A 16,682-nucleotide genomic window follows, 5' to 3' on the forward strand; every position below is an offset into this window, starting at 1 on the left:
CCGGCGGGTGCCCGCGGTCGTCGTACCGCCGAAGGGAGTTGGCGCTGCGCCGGTGAGCGCGGGAGGGGCCGGGGACTACTACGGGGGGAGTAGCGGGGGAGTTGTCCACAGGGCTGACGCCGGTGTCGGTGCGGCGGTCTAGCGTGTGGGCATGAGCGGGCACTCGGTCGACTCGGCCGCCCCCAGGCGGCTCGCCGATCTGGCCCTAGCGGTCGTGATCGGCACCCTCGTCGTGGTCGCGGCGGCCTTCGACGCCGACACGACCGCCCTCGACTACGTTCTCGTCGTGGTGAGTTCGGCCGCTCTCGCGTTCTACCGCACGGTCCCCCTGGTGGTGCTGGCCGTGTCCACGGCGAGCGGGGCGGCCTACGTCCTGCACGCCCACCCGGGGTCACTCGGCGCGCTGTCCGTCTTCGCCGCCGTGCACCTGGCGTCCCAGCTGGGGCACCGGGGCTGGGCCGCCGGGGCGAGCGGGGTCTTCCTGGTGGCGTACGCGACGGCGGGCCCGACCGCGCAGGAGGCGGTGGAGAAGACCGCGCTGCTCGCGGGCTGGTTCGTGTGCGCGGTGGTGACGGGGCTCGCCGGCCGCAACTGGCAGGCGTATCTCCGGCAGACCGAGCAGCGCGCCCTGGAGGCCGAGCGGACCAGGGAGGAGGCCGCCCTGCGCCGCGCGGGCGAGGAACGCCTGCGGATAGCCCGGGAGTTGCACGACTCCCTCACCCACAGCATCTCCATCGTCAAGCTCCAGGCGGGCGTGGCCGTCCACCTGGCCCGCAAGCGCGGCGAGGAGGTGCCGCCGGCCCTGCTCGCCATCCAGGAGGCGGGCGGCGAGGCCATGCGCGAACTGCGCGCCACCCTGGAGATCCTGCGCACCGACGAGCCGACCGGCACCCCCGCTCTGCTCGTGGAGCGGGCGCGGGCGGCGGGACTCGCGGTCGACCTGAGCTTGGCGGGCGAGGAATGCGCCCTGCCCGCTCCACTCGACCGGGCCGTGTACCGGATCGTCCAGGAGTCCCTGACGAACGCGGCACGGCACGCGGGGCCCGCGAAGGTGCGGGTCGAACTGGCCTACGGCGAGGACGACCTGACGATTCGGGTGGACGACGACGGTGCCGCGGATCCGAGCCGTCCACCGCAGCCCGGCCATGGCCTCACGGGCATGCGCGAAAGGGTCACGGCTCTGGGCGGGACCCTGCACGCGGGGCCACGCGCGGAGGGCGGGTTCTCGGTGCGGGCGGAGCTGCCGTTGAGGGCGGGGGAGTCGGTGTGAGCGGGGCGCGGAGTGGCTTCTCGGCGGGCGAGGGGAGCGGGATCGAGGGCGGGCAGCGGATTCCCGGTGTGTGGGGAGTTGGCCGCTGCGGCGTGCAACGGCTACTCGGTGCGCGGGGAGATGGCCACCGTGGCCTGCAACGGGTTCTCGGTGTGCGGGTGATCGGCCACCAGGTCGCGGGCCGGCTCTCGGCGGGCGCGGGACCGGCCTCGGGGGTGTCGGCGTGAGTGGTGCGAAGGACGGCTTCTTCGTGTGCGTGGAGGTGCCGACGTGATCAGGGTGGCGCTCGTCGACGATCAGGCGTTGATGCGGGCCGGGTTCCGGGCCCTGCTCGACGCCGAGGACGGCATCGAGGTGGTCGGGGAGGCGGCGGACGGTGAGCGGGGTGTCGAGCTGGTGCGCGCGCAGGTACCCGACATCGCGCTGATCGACGTACAGATGCCGGTGATGACGGGCATCGAGGCGACCCGCCGGATCGCCGCGGATCCGGAGCTGGCGGCGGTGCGCGTGGTGATCCTCACCAACTACGGCCACGACGAGTATGTCTTCGAGGCCCTGCGGGCGGGCGCGAGCGGCTTCCTGCTGAAGGACACCGAACCGGCCGACCTCCTCCAGGCCATCGAGGTGGTGGCCCAGGGCGAGGCGCTGCTGTCTCCGGCCGTCACCCGCACCCTGATCGGCGAGTTCGTCTCCCGCCCACCCGACCGCTCCACCGCCCCCGGCCTGGAATGCCTCACCCGCCGCGAACGCGAGGTGACCGCCCTGGCCGCCCGCGGCCTGACCAACGAGGAGATCGCCGAACACATGGTGATCAGCCCATTCACGGCCAAGACGCACATCAGCCGCGCCATGACCAAGCTGGGCGCCCGGGACCGGGCCCAACTGGTCGTGTTCGCCTACGAGTCGGGGCTGGTGACCGCACGCGGCGGGTGAAATCCCGTTGCCCGTCCCGGCCGGCGATCAGCACTCTGGAGCGATGACGGAGACGACACCGCGGATGCGCGAAGAGATCCTCGCCTACTACGCCCGGGGCAAGGAGGACGCACGGCTTAGGCCGGGAGGCGCCCCCGCCGGGCGGCTGGAGTTCTGGCGCACGCAGGAAGTGCTGCGGCGACTCCTGCCCGCCCCGCCCGCGCGGGTGCTGGACGTCGGCGGTGGCAGCGGCGTGCACGCGGAGTGGCTCGCGGAGGACGGGTACACCGTCGAACTCGTCGATCCGGTACCGCTCCATGTCGAGCAGGCGGCGCGGTTGCCGGGGGTGACCGCCCGCCTCGGGGACGCGCGCGAGCTGGCCGCCTCCGAAGCCGCGTACGACGTGGTGCTTCTGCTCGGCCCGCTGTACCACCTCCCCGAACGGACCGACAGGGTAAAGGCGTTGGCTGAGGCGTACCGGGTGGCCAGGCCAGGAGGGTTTGTCGTCGCGGCCACCATCAACCGGTACGCGCAGCTGCACGACCTGCTGCGGGAGGAGCGCTACTTCACCCCGGAGCACCGTGAACGCACCGACACCGTCCTCGTGGACGGCAGGCACCCGTACCACGACGAGGGCTTCTTCACGGTCGCCCACTTCGCCCAACCGGGCGAGGTGACGGCGGAGTTCACCGACGCTCGGTTGGCCGTCGAGGGCCAGTACGGCGTCGAGGGTGTCGCCTGGCTGATGGGCGGTGTCGAGGACTGGCTGGACGACCCCGGGCGCCGGGAGACCGTACTGGCGGCGTGCCGGCACATCGAGTCCGAGCCGACGCTGTTGGGTGCGAGCGGACATCTGCTGACAGCGGGCAGACGGCCTGAGTGACCATCTGCCCGACGGTGACAGGCAGGGAAGGGGAACTCGGGGTTACCGGGGGTCCGGAACGTCGCGCGAAAGGGGCTTCGTACAGGTGGGGTGCGGTACTTGGAGTTCTCGTGTGATCGCAAAATCTTCGTAGACCGGTCGGCGTGGAATGAATGGATCCATCGACGCGACTGCTTCGGACCGGCCGAGGCGTGCGCCCGACCCGCGAGGCCCTCGGTCATCCCGCCCAGCGCCCAGAGCGTGATGCTCTGGACCGGGATGCCCCTCCTGCGGGCCGCGATCGCGTGGGCGGCCTCATGCGCTGGCAGGCTCCCGAGCAACAGCAGGGCCCCTGCCAGACCGGCGAGCGTGTACGTGGTGTTCGACTGGTCCGGAATCCAGTCGGGCAGCGTCCGGCCGCCCAGGCTGTACCCGAAGTATCGCTGAGTCGTGCAAGTTCCTCCACGCCGTGCTTACCAGGTGGCCTCGGCATGGGCCTCGTGATCCCCTCCACCAGCGTTCTGCTGCTCCAGCTCTCCGCCCCCGCGGAGGCCGGCGCCAATCCGGGACCATCTCACCAGGGCGCTGCTACCGCGGAGTTGGGACATCTGACTCTGGCTGGAGTCGTGGTTCCGGTTCGAGAATCCGTAGCGGCTTCGGAATCAAAGGCCTCACAAGCAGAGCTGGAAGGATCAGACATGACGACAGCACATACCCGCAAACCGAAGTGGATCAAGCGGACCCTGATCGGCACCGCGGTGGCAGCGATCGCCGCAGGCGGTATCGCTGCCACCGCGAACGCGGACGACCTCGGGACGATCACCAACTACGCCCCGGGGTACGTGTTCAATAGCCCGACTCCCGACCGGAACGAGGTGGAGTCCACGGTCATGGACGGCGCCTTAGCCGCCTGCCGCAACGATTACCCGGCGGCGACGAGCGCCTCGCTGATTAGCTACACGCAGGAAGGTCCGGGCGGCCCGGTCACGAGCCAGTGGAACTGCGGCACGTAAAACGCGTGACCACTCCGGGCAAGCCTCGGCGGCACCACACGCCGCGCTGAGGCCGGACGGCCGTGAGGGCGTCGTGGTCGGCGGCGGGCTGGGTCCGGCGCTGCCCGGCCTCCTCCCGAACCGCCCCAAAGTCCGCCGAGCGTGAATACCCGCCAAGACTCCGACCGCCACCGAACATGAAGCCCCGGCACAACTCAGCGAGGAAAAGTCGGAGCCGAAGCAGGAAAACGATGGCAATAACGTGATGAGCGTCACCGATAAAGGCGCCTGTCACGAGAGGACAACGCTTGCTGAATACGGCAGCGGTAAGAAAAAGAGAAGAAAGTGAGGATTCATGCGCAAGAAGATTGCAATGATCACCGCGACCGCCGCGGTGGTCGCAGGCGCCGCACTGGCACTCGCCTCTCCCGGCAGTGCGGCGGTTCAGTTTCCCAGCTACTACAACTCCCAGGCCGAGTGTGAATCGGCGCTGACTACCGCGCAGGCCGAAACGGGTAGGAACGACCTTAACTGCGTGGCGACCATCGGTGACACCGTGCCTGGGCCGTGGCTGCTTCGCGCCGGAGGAAGCGGCTGATCTCAGCCTCGCGAATACCTCCTGCGGCAATCTCGTCACAGGAGGTATCAGCCTCAGTCCGGCAGATGGCTTCGATTTCCGGCTGACCTCGGACTCCTCGGTGCTCGGGCCCAGCACCTGCACGAATTGCCGAAAGGTGTCGGCCCCGAGGACCATCCGCTGCTCCTCGCCGTACAAGGCGAGGCGGCGGTCGAGGCCGGTCCAAACTCCCCAGATTCTCCCCAGGCCCGATCCTGAGTGCAGATTCGATCGTCCGACGCGCGTAAACAGCGAGGTGATAGCCCGTATGTTCACCACCCGCCCCACCCTCCAGGGCACCTTCGGCATGGTGTCCTCCACCCACTGGCTGGCCTCGCAATCGGCGATGGCGGTACTGGAGGACGGCGGCAACGCGTACGACGCGGCGGTGGCCGGTGCCTTCGTGCTGCACGTCGTCGAGCCGCACCTCAACGGCCCCGCCGGTGAGGTACCGATCCTGCTCGCCCCGGCCGGCGGGGAGGTGCGGGTGCTGTGCGGGCAGGGTGTCGCACCGGCCGGGGCGACCGTGGCCCACTACCGGGAACTCGGTCTGGAGCTCGTGCCCGGCACAGGTCCCCTCGCCGCCGCGGTCCCCGGTGCCTTCGACGCCTGGATGCTGCTCCTGCGCGACCACGGCACCAAGTCCCTCGCCGACGTCCTCAAGTACGCCATCGGGTACGCCGAGGACGGGCACGCGCCCGTGGAGAACGTCGGCGCAACCGTCGAGAGCGTACGGGAGCTGTTCGAGACGGAGTGGACGTCGTCGGCGGAGTTGTATCTGTCGGGAGGAGAAGCCCCCCGGCCCGGTTCGCTGTTCCGCAACCCCGCCCTCGCCGCCACCTGGAAGCGGCTGGTCGCAGAGGTGGCCGGGGCGGGTGACCGGGTCGCGCAGATCGAGGCGGCACGCGAGGTGTGGCGTACCGGCTTCATCGCCGAGGCGCTCGTACGGCAGTCCCGGCGGCCCACCATGGACACCAGCGGCTCGTGGCACACCGGCACGCTCACGGCCGCCGATCTCGCCGGGTGGTCCGCGAGCTACGAGGCGCCGGCGACGTACGACTGGAACGGCTGGACCCTGTGCAAGGCCGGCCCCTGGAGCCAGGGCCCGGTGCTCCTCCAGCAACTCGCGCTGCTGCCGTCCGAGCTGCCCCGGTACGGGTCCGCCGAGTACGTCCATCTCCTGGTCGAGGGCTGCAAGCTGGCCATGGCCGACCGGGAGGCCTGGTACGGGGACGCGGCCGAGGTGCCGCTCGCTGAGCTGCTCTCGGAGGAGTACAACGCGGGGCGGCGCGAACTCGTCGGCGACAAGGCCTCCTACGAGCTGCGGCCGGGCGGTCCCGGGGGGCGGGTTCCGCGGCTGAGCGCACACGCGCGCGTGGTCGTCACGGATGAGCCCGGGTTCAGCCCGATGGGGGTGGGTGAACCGACGGTGGCCAAGAGGCCGACTTCGGCGGTGCCGGGGGAGCCGGATGACGCGGGGCACCGCAACTCCTACGTCCCGGGGGAGCCCGAGGTCGGTCCTGACGGCACCACCCGGGGCGACACCTGCCACCTCGACGTCGTCGACCGCTGGGGCAACATGGTCGCCGCCACGCCCAGCGGGGGCTGGCTGCAGTCCAATCCCGTCGTGCCCGAACTGGGGTTTCCGCTCGGCACCCGGCTCCAGATGACGTGGCTGGAGGAGGGTCTGCCGAACTCCCTCACGCCGGGCCGCCGCCCCCGCACCACCCTCACCCCCTCGATCGCCCTGCGCGGCGGGGTGCCGGTCATGGCCTTCGGGACGCCCGGAGGGGACCAGCAGGACCAGTGGCAGCTGCACTTCTTCCTGGCCGTCGCCCTGCGCTCCCCGGTCCGCGGCGGCCTCGACCTCCAGGGCGCGATCGACGCCCCCAACTGGCACAACGACAGTTTCCCGGGGTCCTTCTACCCTCGGGGCATGCGGCCGGGGAGCGTCACGGTGGAGGCGCGGACGGATCCGGGGGTCGTGGAGGAGCTACGGCGACGGGGGCATGACGTGACGGTGGGGGAGCCGTGGTCGGAGGGGCGGTTGTGTGCGGTGGCGCGGGATCCGGAGACGGGGGTGCTGTCGGCGGGGGCGAACCCTCGGGGGATGCAGGGGTATGCGGTGGGGCGGTGACCCCCATGGCCCAGTGGCCCCCATGAGCCCGGTGGTCCCCATGAGCCCGGTTGCTCCGTGGCCCCGGTGGCTCTGGCGCTGAGGTGACCCCGGTGCCGAGGTGATGGCGGCTCTGCCGGGGGTGGGCCTGTTGCGCGGGGGCGTTCCGTGAGCGGGAACGCCCCCGCGACGGTTCGGCAGCCGGGACTGCCGGGGTGCGTGACCGGCCGAGCCCCCGAACTCACGGCCGCTCCCGCACGGCTCGCCAGTGTCGAGCCGCCCGGACGCCGCCCTCCTCGGATCCGGGTGTTCACGGTGATTCCACCCGGCATCCATCAGGCGGGCGGGGATTGTCAGTCCTGCGTGCTCTCATGGAGTCGTGATCGAAGACACGGAAACCATCGACGAGTTTCTCGACCGGCACGCGAGCGACGTGGAAGAGGCAGTGCGCAAGGCCGCCGCGGCCGAGATCATGCCGCGCTTCCGGCGACTCGCCGCGCACGAGGTCGACCAGAAGGCGGGCCCGCACGACCTGGTCACGGACGCCGACCGGCTGGCCGAGCGGTACCTCGCCGATGCGCTCGGCGCGCTTCTGCCCGGCTCCGTAGTGGTCGGCGAGGAGGCGGTCCACGCCAACCCGGCGTCGTACGAGGCGATACAGGGCGACACCCCGGTCTGGATCGTCGATCCGGTCGACGGCACACGGCAGTTCGTGCACGGCGACCCCGGTTTCTGCACCCTGGTCGCGCTCGCGCAGAGCGGTGTACTGCTCGCCTCTTGGACCTACGCACCGGCCTGGGACCAGCTGGCCACGGCGATATGGGGCCGGGGCGCGTTCCTCGACGGCGAGCGGCTGCACGCGGGCGCGCACGACCCGGGCCGGGACCTCCAAGTGGCCACCTCCCACCCGGACTACACGACGGACGCGGAGAAGCGGGCCCTGCTGAGCCTGTGGACCGAAGGCGTCGCACCGCGCCCGTGCGGCTCGGCCGGCCTGGAGTATCTGGCCATTGCCCGCGGCGAGTCGGACGCTGTCGCGTTCTCCTGGGAGGCGGCCTGGGACCATGCGGCGGGCCTGCTGCTGGTCGAGGAGGCGGGCGGCGCCCATCTGACCCTCACCGGAGACCCGTTCCGCATCACGGGAGGCAATGCCCTGCCGTTCACGGCCGCCCGGGACACGGCGACGGCGCGCAGGGTGCGAGGCCTGCTGGCGGGCGAGGTCTGACGAGAGGCTGGGGCGAGGCAAGAACAACGGGCAGAGGCAGGGGCAGGCTGGCAAAGGCAGGAGCGGGCAAGACAGGAGCAGGGGAGGGATCGAGAGCAGGGGCGGGCAGAGACGGCCGGGAAGAGTCAGGGCGAGACAGGGCGAGACAGGGCGAGACAGGGCGAGACAGGGCCAGGATGGCCGACGAGGGCGGCCCCGGCGCGCTGCGGAGCCCGAGCGCAAGTCTGTCCTGAAGGGCTCGCGAGACCTGATCACCCCGGCACACCGGGAGGGTGCTCCCGGCTGGACCGGGGCAGTCGGCGGGCGGAGAAGTCACCGCAGCCCGCCCACTGGCTCGACGCTCGACGCCCGACGCCCGACGCGGAGCGCTCACTCAGATCCGGAGCGCGGCGGCAGCCCGACGCCCCGGGACGCGCCCTTCAAGAGCAGCCCCGGCCCACTCGCCCCGGCGCATTCGCCCGCGGCCTCCGCCGACCGTCCCCTCACGAGCGGTCTCTCACGACCGCGCCCCCCAACCACGGCCCCCCACAACCGCGCCCGCCAACCCCGTTTCCCACGGCATTCCCGAGCCCGCCCCAAGGCCCGCCTCCCCCGACTTACCCCCGAACCGCAAGACTGTCAGTCCCCCGGCATATCCTGATCCTCTGGCCATCGGCTGACGAAGGGGTCCGAAGGTGCCGTCGATGCTCGATGCGGTCGTGGTGGGTGCGGGGCCGAACGGACTGACGGCTGCCGTGGAGCTGGCCCGGCGCGGTTTCTCCGTGGCCGTGTTCGAGGCGCGCAACACCGTGGGCGGGGGAGCCCGTACCGAGGAACTGACCCTCCCCGGCTTCCGGCACGACCCGTGCTCCGCGGCCCACCCCCTCGGCATCAACTCCCCGGCGTTCCGCGCCCTGCCCCTGGACCGCTACGGCCTGGAGTGGCTGCACGCCGAGCTGCCCATGGCGCACCCCTTCACCGACGGCACCGCGGCCGTGCTGTCGAGGTCGGTCGCCGAGACGGCCGCCTCGTTCGGACCGCGCGACGCGGGCACGTACCGGAGGCTCGTCGAGCCCTTCCTGCCCAAGTGGGACACCCTGGCCCGCGACTTCATGTCGCTGCCCCTGACCGCGCTGCCCCGCGACCCGGTCACCCTCGCCCGTTTCGGTCTCGTCGGCCTGCCCCCGTCGACGTGGCTGATGCGCCGCTTCCGGGACGAGCGCGCGAAGACCCTGTTCGCCGGGCTCGTCGCGCATGTCATGGCCCCGCTCGACGGCTTCGCCACCGGCGGCATCGGCCTGGTCTTCGCCCTCGCGGCGCACGCCCGCGGCTGGCCCGTGGCCCGCGGCGGTTCCCAGTCCATCTCCGACGCGCTCACCGCGTACCTCAAGGACCTCGGCGGCACCGTCCACACCGACTACGAGGTCAAGCGGCTCGACGATCTGCCGCCCGCCCGCGCCTACGTCTTCGACACCTCGCCCACCGCCCTGGCCCGCATCGCCGGTTTCGGCAGCTACTACGACGGCTACCGCTACGGCCCGGGCGTCTTCAAGGTCGACTACGCCCTGGACGGCCCCGTGCCCTGGACCGCGAAGGAGGCCCGCAGCGCGGGCACCGTGCAGATCGGTGCCGACACGGCGGAGATCGGTGCCGCGCTGCGTGCCGCGTCCCGGGAGGGCCGTGCGCCCGACAGGCCGTTCATGATCACCGTGCAGCCGAGCGTCGTGGACCCCGGCCGGGCCCCCGCCGGAAAGCACGTCTTCTGGGTCTACGGCCATGTCCCGAGCGGCTGGACCGGCGACCTCACCGACGCCGTCGAGCGCCAACTGGAGCGTTTCGCCCCGGGCTTCCGCGACCGCGTCCTCGCCCGCGCCACCGCGGGCCCGCCCGAACTGGCCGCCCGCAACGCCAACTACATCGGCGGCGACATCGCCTCCGGCGCGGTCAGCGGACTGCAGGTCATGCTGCGCCCCAAGCTGTCCCTGTTCCCCTACGGCACCCCGCACCCGGCCGTCTTCATCTGTTCGTCGGCCACCCCGCCGGGGCCGGGGGTGCACGGCATGTCGGGACACAACGCCGCGAAGGCGGTCTGGCGGAGGCTGCGACAGCAGGCCTGAGGTCCACGAGTGGGTCACCGTCGTCACCGTCGCCACCGGGTTGAGGGCAGAGGCCAATCGAGGAGGGCGTCGTTCTTGTCACCTTCTCTACTCGTGCGTAGGTTCGGACGGCGTGAGTAGGGTGCGTTCATGAAAGATCGCAAAGCGGTCTTCCGCTTCGGCTCCCGGTTCGCCGTACGCCCAGCCGACCTCGCCCAACTAGTCAGAGCACCCGCTGCGTTGAGCGTCCCCGGTGATGTGATCGCGGGAGCGGCCGCGGCCACGAACGGACGCCCGCTGAACGCGCGTGTCCTGGGCACGATCGGCTCCTCCGTCTGTCTCTACTGGGCGGGCATGGCGCTCAACGACTACGCCGACGCCGCCGTCGACGCCGTGGAGCGCCCCCAGCGCCCCGTGCCCTCCGGCCGTGTCCCGCGCCGGACCGCACTCGCCGTGGCCGGCGGCCTGACCGCCGCGGGCCTGGGCCTCGCCGCGCTGGCGAACGGCCGTCGCGGACTCCTCGGAGCGCTCCCTCTGACCGGCCTGATCTGTGCCTACGACCTGGGGCTCAAGTCCACTGCGGCGGGCCCGGCGACCATGGCGGCCGCCCGCAGTGCCGACGTACTCTCCGGAGCCCTCGCCGCCGCACCCGCGGGCGCGGCCCTGCGCCGGGGCGCCGTTCCCGCCGCCCTGGTCGGGGTCCACACCTACACACTCACCGTGCTCAGCCGCCACGAGATCTCCGGCGCCCCCGCCCGCGTACCGGCCACCACCCTCGCGGTCTCCACAGCGACCGCTCTGGCGGCGGCCCTTCCCGCGCTCCGCGCGGCCTCCCCGACCCCCGTCGACTTCGGCACCGCCGTCACCGCCACCGGAACCCTCGCCTACCTCGCCACCTACGGCATCGCCCAGGCCCGTGCCGTACCGGAGCCGTCGGGAGCGAACCTGCGGCGAGCCGTCGGCGCCGGAATCCTCGGGCTGATGCCGCTCCAGGCAACGCTCACGGCACGCGCCGGAGCCCCCGCCGTCGCCGCCGCGCTCGGTGTCGTCCACCCCCTCGCGCGACGGCTGGCCCGCCGCATATCACCCACCTGAGCCACGCCACCCCACTCAACCGGCAGAATCCGACCCCACGAGGCTCCCCCTCGGATTCGGCTACGGCACCAACGGCTTCGCCCCTCCCACCGACTCGCCGACGTCCTCGTGCCCCTCGCCGACCTCGGCTACGACGGTGTCGCCCCATCCTCGACCACGACCACCTCGCCCCGTACGCCGACGACCTGGCCCGGCGGGGTGACCGCACCGGCCCGTGGGCTCGACCACTGGGGCTGCCCGTTGCGGGGCGGCCTGGAAGAGTGGTGGTCATGACCACCATCACGATCGTCCAGGGCGACATCACCCGGGAGAGCGCCGACGCGATCGTCAACGCCGCGAACTCCTCCCTTCTCGGCGGGGGAGGAGTCGACGGTGCCATCCACCGCCGCGGCGGCCCCGCGATCCTGGCGGACTGCCGCAAACTGCGTGCCTCTCACTACGGCAAGGGCCTGGCCACGGGCAAAGCCGTCGCCACCACCGCCGGCGATCTGGACGCCCAATGGGTGATCCACACCGTCGGCCCCCGCCACAGCCGCGAGGAGGACCGTTCGGAGCTGCTGGCCTCCTGCTACCGAGAGTCCCTGCGCGTCGCCGACGAGCTCGGCGCCCGGACCGTGGCCTTCCCGGCCGTCTCCACCGGTATCTACGGCTGGCCGATGGACGACGCCGCTCGGATCGCGGTGGCGACCGTGCGAGAGACGCGGACCGCCGTCGAGGAGGTCCGGTTCGTGTTGTTCGACGACACGGCGTACCAGGCGTTCGCCCGGCACCTGTCCTGACCCGCGGTCACGGCCGGCACACCGTTACTGACGAACGCGTTCCGAGAGGAACAGCTGCGGCAGCTGAGCGGCAAGGACCGGTCCGCGGTCGCGGCGGCCGACCTCCTTGACTCAATCAAGTCCACGGTCGACAGCCTCCTCAAAGCCCTGAACTCACTGGACCTCGGCGGTGTGCTGAGCGCCGTCGGCGGCCTGCTGGGCAACGTACTCGGCGCGGTCACCGGCCTCCTCGCCCGTCTGCCCTTGTGTCGCCATGTCCCCAGGACCCCACAAACCCCGACAGGGTCATTGCCTCGGAGGTCATCGGGATCTAGGTTGAGTCGCATCCTGTGCCTCGAAGTCACCAATAGTGCACAGGAGTTGACGCTCCCTCAGTACGTACACCGCACTGTCGTCCCGAGGAAGGCTCCGCTGATGTCCCATCCGTATCTGCCCGCCCCCATCAGCCGTCGGCGTCTGCTGGAGGGAGGAGCGGCCGTCCTCGGCGCACTCGCCCTCTCCTCGGGTCCCCTGGCCGGCCGCGGTCACGCGGTCGAGGGTTCCCCGGAGTGGAACGGCGCCATCGACCTCTTCCGGGTGGGCACCGAGCCCCCGCACACCACCCTCATGCCGTACGCCAACATCGGCCAGGCCCTCACCGCCGACCGCACCCGTTCGCCGTACCGCCTGAGCCTCGACGGCAAGTGGAAGTTCGCCTACGCCGACCGCCCCGAGGACCGGGACACCGACTTCTACGGCACCGAGGTGGACGACTCGGACTGGGACACGATCCCCGTGCCCTCGGTTTGGCAGGTGCATGGCTACGACTTCCCGATCTACATCAACATCACCTACCCGTGGTGGGGCCCCAACGGTCTCGGCGAGGAGGCCCAGCCGCCCGCCGCCCCGACCCGCTACAACCCGGTCGGGCAGTACAGACGCACCTTCACCGTCCCGAAGGACTGGTCGGGCCGACGGACCTTCCTGCACTTCGAGGGCGTCAAGTCGGCGCACTACGTGTGGATCAACGGCGAACTCGTCGGCTACCACGAGGACTCCTACACGCCTGCCGAGTACGACATCACCCCGCACCTCAAGCCGGGCACCAACCAGATCGCCGTGGAGGTGTACCGCTTCTCCGACGGCGACTGGCTGGAGGACCAGGACATGATCCGGCTGAGCGGCATCTTCCGCTCGGTCCACCTCTACTCCACCCCGGCCGTGCACCTGCGCGACTTCAAGCTGGAGACCCCGCTCGGCGACGACTACACGTCCGCCGAGCTCTCGGTCACCGCGAGCGTGCGCGACTACGGCGGAGACAACCAGGGCCGCTACACCGTCGAGACCCAGCTCTACGACGCCGGCGGCCACGCGGTCTGGCCCCGCCCGCTTCAGCAGACCGTGGCGCTCGACGCAGGCGCCGAGACGACCGTACAGGCGTCGAAGGCCGTGCCCGCGCCCAAGCTGTGGTCGGCCGAGCACCCGAACCTGTACACCGCTGTCCTGCGGCTGCGCGACCCCGCCGGCAAGGTCGTCGAGACGCTCTCGCACCGCGTCGGCCTACGGGAGTTCGCCCTTAAGGACGGGCTGATGCGCATCAACGGCAAGCCCGTCTCGTTCCGCGGTACCAACCGCCACGAGATGCACCCGGACCGCGGCACCGCGCTCACCCGCGCGGACCTCGTGAAGGACATCACGATCATCAAGCGGATGAACATCAACTCCGTCCGCACCTCGCACTACCCCAACAACCCGCTGTGGCTCGAACTCGCCGATGAGTACGGTCTCTATCTGGTCGACGAGACCAACCTGGAGACCCACGGCATCCGCGGCGAGTACCCGGGCGACCACCCCGACTGGAGCGCGGCCTGTGTGGCGCGCGCCCAGAACATGGTGCACCGCGACAAGAACCACGCCTCGGTGGTCATCTGGTCGCTGGGCAACGAGGCGGGCGGCGGCAGCACCTTCGTGAACATGCGCGACTGGATCAAGTCGTACGACACCACCCGTGTCGTCCAGTACGAGGGCGACGACCGGCCCACCATCAGCGACATCCGCTCGGAGATGTACGAGAGCCCCACAAGTATCGAGCAGCGTGCCAAGGACACGGCGGACACCCGGCCGTACGTGATGATCGAGTACTGCCACGCGATGGGGAACTCCAACGGCAACTTCAAGAAGTACTGGGACATCGTCCGCCGCTACCCCGTCCTCCAGGGCGGCTGGATCTGGGACTTCGTCGACCAGTCCCTCAGCGAGCCCGTTCCCGTACGGCAGTTGCTGACCGAGAGCGGCCCCGGTGCACTGAAGGGCGAAGTCCTTCCCGCGAGCGCGAGGTTCGACCGCGACAAGGGCGTGTCCGGCGGCACGGTCTTCGCCCGTGACGCCCGCCTCGACCTCACCGGCTCGCTGACGCTGGAGGCCTGGGTCACCCCGAAGGTGACGGGCTATCACCAGCCCATCGTCGCCAAGGGGGACACCCAGTACTCCCTCAAACAGTCCGGGAAGACACTGGAGTTCTTCATCTACGGCGGCGGACAGTGGATCACCGCCAACTGGGCGCTCCCGGACGACTGGACGGGCAGGGAACACCACGTCGCCGGGGTCTTCGACGCCGACGCGGGCACCCTGACCCTGCACGTGGACGGCCAGATGAGGGCCACCCGGACCACCACCCAGAAGCCCAGCAGCAACACCGCTCCCCTCGCCCTGGCCGTCGATGTCGACAACCCCACAAGGGAGTTCAGCGGCACGATCCGCAAGGCGCGGGTATACGGACGTGCCCTGAGCGCCACCGAGCTGGCCTCCGACAGCCGGGGGCCCGGCGACGAGGGCGTGCGGTTCTGGTTCGACGCCGCGACCGTGGAGCTCAGCGAGAAGCGGCCCGCGCAGAAGACCTTCTTCGCGTTCGGCGGCGACTGGGGCGACAACCCCAACGACGGCGCCTTCGTCGCGGACGGCATCGTCACCGCGGACCGCGGGCACACCGGCAAGGCCGCGGAGGTCAAGCGGATCTACCAGGCGGTCAACGCGGCCTGGGCGTCGGGCGGTTCGACGGTGACCCTCACCAACGAGTACCTCTTCACCAACCTCAGGGAGTTCGAAGGGAGTTGGGCACTCGTCGCCGACGGCAAGGTGGTGCAGCGAGGCAAGCTGACACGGGATCAGCTGAACGTGGCACCGTTGTCGAGCAAGGAGATCACCATCCCGTACAAACTGCCGAGCACTCCGGCGCCGGGCAGCGAGTACTTCCTTCAACTCTCCTTCACCACCAAGGAGTCCACGCCCTGGGCGAAGGGAGGCTTCGAGGTGGCGGCGCAGCAGCTCACCGTCGACGCGGGCAGCCCGGCGGTGACCCCGGTGCCGCTGGCCAACGTCCCGGCGCTGGCGTACGAGGACGCCTACGGCCAAGTCACCGTCACCGGCAAGGACTTCTCCGTCGCCGTCGACAGGAGCAGCGGGACCATCACCTCGTACAAGGCCCACGGCACCCGCCTGATCACCTCCGGTCCCGTGCCCAACTTCTGGCGGGCGCCCACCGACAACGACCACGGCAACGGGCAGCACACCCGAAACCAGACCTGGCGCGACGCCGGTGTGAACCGCGAGGTCACCGATGTGAGCGTGCGGGCGCTGGGGGACCGGGCCGTCGAGATCAAGGTGAGCGGCACGCTGCCGACGACCACCGAGTCGACGTACACCACGACCTACACCGTCTTCGGCAACGGTGAGATCAAGGTCGACAACACCCTGCACCCGGGGGCGAGTTCACTGCCGTACATCCCCGAGGTCGGCACCGTTCTGTTCCTGCCCCGGCGCCTGGACCGGCTGCACTACTACGGCCGCGGGCCCGAGGAGAACCACTGGGACCGCAACGACGGTACGGACGTGGGGCTTTGGTCCGGGACCGTCGCCGACCAGTGGACCTCCTACATCCGCCCGCAGGAGAACGGCAACAAGACCGATGTCCGCTGGGCCGCGCTGACCGGCCGTGACGGGGTCGGACTGCTCGTCTCCGGTGAACCCCTCCTGGAGGTCAACGCCTCACACTTCACCCCGGAGGACCTGTCCAGCGGGGTCCGCCACGACTACCAGCTCACCCCGCGCGACGCGGTCGTCCTGCGCGTGAACCACCGGCAGATGGGCGTCGGCGGCGACAACAGCTGGGGCGCGCACACCCACGACGAGTACAAGCTGTTCGCCGACCGGGACTACTCGTACACCTACCGGCTGCACCCGCTGACGGATGTGACGCAGGCCACGGCAACCTCTCGGCGGCCGACGGCGACCACATAACGCGCCGGGGGTTGAGGAGATCGGCGCGCCAAGGGTGAGGCGCTCTGTTCGGGGGCGCCTCACCCTGCTGTTCCGGGGTCGCTACTCGGCCGTGTCGCTGAGTCCCAGCCGCAGATGCTCGACGTGGTACACCGCCTGGTCGAGGAGTTCGGCGACGTGGTGGTCGTGCAGCGCGTACACGACCGACCGGCCCTGACGCTCGCCGACGACCAGGCCCAGGTTGCGCAGCAGCCGCAGCTGGTGCGAGCACGCGGACTGCTCCATGCCCACCTCGGCGGCCAACTCCGTGGCCGGCAGCGGCCCTTCGCGCAGTCTCGCGAGGATCAGCAGACGGGACGGGGTGGAGAGGGCCTGGAGCGTGGTGGCCACCTTGGCGACGTTGGCCGCGTCCAGGCGTACGCGCTCTTCGGCGGTGGTGGTGACGGCTCCATGACCCATGGGCGGTATCTTACTCACTGCACATGA

At 70.8% G+C, this 16,682-nt stretch carries 13 protein-coding genes; 12 read left to right on the top strand and 1 reads right to left on the bottom strand.

What is annotated here, in order from left to right:
- The first annotated feature begins 151 nt into the window (after positions 1–151).
- The 12 genes from ACI2L1_RS36330 (at position 152) to ACI2L1_RS36385 (ending at position 16,217) form a co-directional block, all read left to right on the top strand.
- On the top strand, positions 152–1,270 hold the full coding sequence (locus ACI2L1_RS36330) for a sensor histidine kinase (RefSeq protein WP_404743693.1): 1,119 nt from the start codon (positions 152–154) through the stop codon (positions 1,268–1,270).
- A 306-nt stretch (positions 1,271–1,576) separates the two neighbouring features.
- Complete coding sequence (locus tag ACI2L1_RS36335; protein ID WP_404743725.1) at positions 1,577–2,203, top strand: response regulator; 627 nt, start codon at positions 1,577–1,579, stop codon at positions 2,201–2,203.
- Between the two features lie 43 nt (positions 2,204–2,246).
- Positions 2,247–3,065, top strand: coding sequence for a class I SAM-dependent methyltransferase (locus ACI2L1_RS36340; protein ID WP_404743694.1), 819 nt, complete (start codon positions 2,247–2,249; stop codon positions 3,063–3,065).
- Positions 3,066–3,742: 677 nt separating this feature from the next.
- On the top strand, positions 3,743–4,057 hold the full coding sequence (locus tag ACI2L1_RS36345) for a hypothetical protein (RefSeq protein ID WP_404743728.1): 315 nt from the start codon (positions 3,743–3,745) through the stop codon (positions 4,055–4,057).
- A 334-nt stretch (positions 4,058–4,391) separates the two neighbouring features.
- Entirely contained in the window at positions 4,392–4,634 is a 243-nt protein-coding gene (locus tag ACI2L1_RS36350) for a hypothetical protein (RefSeq protein ID WP_404743695.1), read from the top strand.
- A 286-nt stretch (positions 4,635–4,920) separates the two neighbouring features.
- Complete coding sequence (locus tag ACI2L1_RS36355) at positions 4,921–6,789, top strand: gamma-glutamyltransferase family protein (protein ID WP_404743696.1); 1,869 nt, start codon at positions 4,921–4,923, stop codon at positions 6,787–6,789.
- 358 nt (positions 6,790–7,147) lie between these two features.
- Positions 7,148–7,993 carry an inositol monophosphatase family protein gene (locus ACI2L1_RS36360; protein WP_404743697.1) on the top strand — a complete coding sequence of 282 codons (846 nt, stop codon included), beginning with the start codon at positions 7,148–7,150 and terminating at the stop codon, positions 7,991–7,993.
- A 683-nt stretch (positions 7,994–8,676) separates the two neighbouring features.
- Positions 8,677–10,089 (top strand): phytoene desaturase family protein, encoded by a 1,413-nt coding sequence (locus ACI2L1_RS36365; protein ID WP_404743698.1) that lies wholly within the window; start codon positions 8,677–8,679, stop codon positions 10,087–10,089.
- A gap of 129 nt (positions 10,090–10,218) precedes the next feature.
- Positions 10,219–11,163, top strand: a complete 945-nt coding sequence (locus tag ACI2L1_RS36370; RefSeq protein WP_404743699.1) for an SCO3242 family prenyltransferase — start codon at positions 10,219–10,221, stop codon at positions 11,161–11,163.
- Positions 11,164–11,271: 108 nt separating this feature from the next.
- The gene (locus tag ACI2L1_RS36375; RefSeq protein WP_404743700.1) at positions 11,272–11,436 is read left to right on the top strand and encodes a hypothetical protein; all 165 of its coding nucleotides are present in this window, start codon (positions 11,272–11,274) and stop codon (positions 11,434–11,436) included.
- Positions 11,433–11,942: an O-acetyl-ADP-ribose deacetylase gene (locus tag ACI2L1_RS36380; protein ID WP_404743701.1), complete on the top strand. Its 510-nt coding sequence runs from the start codon at positions 11,433–11,435 to the stop codon at positions 11,940–11,942. Before ACI2L1_RS36375 ends, ACI2L1_RS36380 begins: the two co-directional genes overlap by 4 nt.
- 414 nt (positions 11,943–12,356) lie before the next feature.
- Positions 12,357–16,217, top strand: a complete 3,861-nt coding sequence (locus tag ACI2L1_RS36385; RefSeq protein ID WP_404743702.1) for a glycoside hydrolase family 2 TIM barrel-domain containing protein — start codon at positions 12,357–12,359, stop codon at positions 16,215–16,217.
- An 81-nt stretch (positions 16,218–16,298) separates the two neighbouring features.
- Here the strand turns inward: ACI2L1_RS36385 and ACI2L1_RS36390 are convergent, their stop codons facing one another.
- Positions 16,299–16,655 (bottom strand): ArsR/SmtB family transcription factor, encoded by a 357-nt coding sequence (locus tag ACI2L1_RS36390; RefSeq protein WP_404743703.1) that lies wholly within the window; start codon positions 16,653–16,655, stop codon positions 16,299–16,301.
- Positions 16,656–16,682 lie beyond the last annotated feature (27 nt).

This window comes from Streptomyces sp. NPDC019531, assembly GCF_044903305.1.
Taxonomy (GTDB): Bacteria; Actinomycetota; Actinomycetes; order Streptomycetales; family Streptomycetaceae; genus Streptomyces.

Coding starts and splice junctions, on each gene's coding strand:
- ACI2L1_RS36330 (WP_404743693.1), top strand. CDS start 152: ATGAGCGGGCACTCGGTCGACTCGGCCGCCCCCAGGCGGCTCGCCGAT.
- ACI2L1_RS36335 (WP_404743725.1), top strand. CDS start 1,577: ATGCGGGCCGGGTTCCGGGCCCTGCTCGACGCCGAGGACGGCATCGAG.
- ACI2L1_RS36340 (WP_404743694.1), top strand. CDS start 2,247: ATGACGGAGACGACACCGCGGATGCGCGAAGAGATCCTCGCCTACTAC.
- ACI2L1_RS36345 (WP_404743728.1), top strand. CDS start 3,743: ATGACGACAGCACATACCCGCAAACCGAAGTGGATCAAGCGGACCCTG.
- ACI2L1_RS36350 (WP_404743695.1), top strand. CDS start 4,392: ATGCGCAAGAAGATTGCAATGATCACCGCGACCGCCGCGGTGGTCGCA.
- ACI2L1_RS36355 (WP_404743696.1), top strand. CDS start 4,921: ATGTTCACCACCCGCCCCACCCTCCAGGGCACCTTCGGCATGGTGTCC.
- ACI2L1_RS36365 (WP_404743698.1), top strand. CDS start 8,677: ATGCTCGATGCGGTCGTGGTGGGTGCGGGGCCGAACGGACTGACGGCT.
- ACI2L1_RS36370 (WP_404743699.1), top strand. CDS start 10,219: ATGAAAGATCGCAAAGCGGTCTTCCGCTTCGGCTCCCGGTTCGCCGTA.
- ACI2L1_RS36380 (WP_404743701.1), top strand. CDS start 11,433: ATGACCACCATCACGATCGTCCAGGGCGACATCACCCGGGAGAGCGCC.
- ACI2L1_RS36385 (WP_404743702.1), top strand. CDS start 12,357: ATGTCCCATCCGTATCTGCCCGCCCCCATCAGCCGTCGGCGTCTGCTG.
- ACI2L1_RS36390 (WP_404743703.1), bottom strand. CDS start 16,655: ATGGGTCATGGAGCCGTCACCACCACCGCCGAAGAGCGCGTACGCCTG.